Source organism: Stakelama marina (assembly GCF_018122655.1).
GTDB lineage: Bacteria > Pseudomonadota > Alphaproteobacteria > Sphingomonadales > Sphingomonadaceae > Sphingomonas > Sphingomonas marina.
Map to the genome: position 1 here is coordinate 1 of NZ_JAGRQC010000014.1, position 689 is coordinate 689.

Here is a 689-nt window from a genome sequence, read left to right on the forward strand (position 1 = left end):
CTCAACATCACCAACACGCTCGACACCGATACCTCGATCCACTGGCACGGGCTGCTCGTGCCGTTCCAGATGGACGGCGTGCCGGGCATCAGCTTTCCCGGCATCCCCGCGGGCGGCACCTTCACCGCTACCTTTCCGGTACGCCAGTCGGGCACCTATTGGTGGCACAGCCATGCCGGGCTTCAGGAACAGGCGGGGCATTACGGCCCGATCGTCATCGATCCCGCCGGTCCCGATCCGGTGCAGGCCGACCGCGAATATGTCCTGCTGCTGAGCGAATTTTCACCGCTTTCACCGCACACGATCTTTGAAAAGCTCAAAAAGGGCGAGGGCTATTTCAATTACCAGCAGACGAGCTGGACCGACGATTACCCGCTCACCGGAAAGCAGCGCCGCGAATGGGCGAAGATGCGGATGATGCCGACCGACATCTCCGACGTGACGGGATCGACCTATACCTATCTCGTCAACGGGCATGGGCCGAAGGAAGGCATGGAATTCGCCTTCAACCCCGGCGAGCGGGTGCGGCTGCGGATCATCAACGGCTCGGCGATGACCTTGTTCAACATCCGTATTCCCGGCCTTCCGATGACGGTGGTCGCCGCCGACGGGCAGAATGTCCGCCCCGTCGACACCGACGAGTTCCAGATCGGCGTTGCCGAAACCTATGACGTGGTGATCGAGCCGGG

Annotated in this window: 1 protein-coding gene; it reads left to right on the top strand. The window is 62.0% G+C overall.

Annotated elements, in window-relative coordinates:
- Window positions 1–689, top strand: a 689-nt coding sequence (locus tag J7S20_RS16295) for a multicopper oxidase domain-containing protein (RefSeq protein ID WP_284055305.1), incomplete at both ends; no start/stop codon positions are given.